Genomic DNA, 482 nt, shown 5'->3' with positions numbered 1-482 from the left:
GATTGTACATAGTCGACACTTCGTCAAACGTCATTAGCGTTGGCTCGCCTTCTGCTGGCTTTGGAATATTTTGTGCGTTATAAATAACCGGTTTTGTGCCTTTTAAGCCGCTTTGGCTTACGTATGCACTCATCCATGCACCGCCACGCTTACCTTCACGTGCATATGGGTCCATGTAAAATAAGCCTATTGCGCTGCCATCAGCATTAAATACTTCAAACGCCATGACGTCTTCGTGATAAAGCGGTAGGTCTTTACGCTCTTTGAATGTAATGCCGTAAAGTTTTTCCATTGCAAAGAATAAACCGTTATGAATAACCGATTGCATTTCAAAGTAAGGCTTAACTAAGGCTGGATCTAGGTCGTATTTTTCAGCACGCACTTTTTCTGCATAGAAAGACCAATCCCATGGTTTTAGTTCAAAACTTTCACCAGAATCGTTAATTACTTTTTGAATCGCTTTTGCTTCTGCTTGCGCTTTT

1 protein-coding gene is annotated in these 482 nt (G+C 41.3%); it reads right to left on the bottom strand.

The features are described 5' to 3' along the window. Positions 1 to 482, bottom strand: a 482-nt coding sequence (locus CWB76_RS19455; protein WP_138609756.1) for a M3 family metallopeptidase, incomplete at both ends; no start/stop codon positions are given.

It is taken from the genome of Pseudoalteromonas sp. S1609, assembly GCF_005887255.1.
In the GTDB taxonomy this organism is placed as follows: domain Bacteria; phylum Pseudomonadota; class Gammaproteobacteria; order Enterobacterales; family Alteromonadaceae; genus Pseudoalteromonas.
Note: the sequence above shows the minus strand (reverse complement) of the source record. Positions and strands in the feature narration are given on the sequence as shown.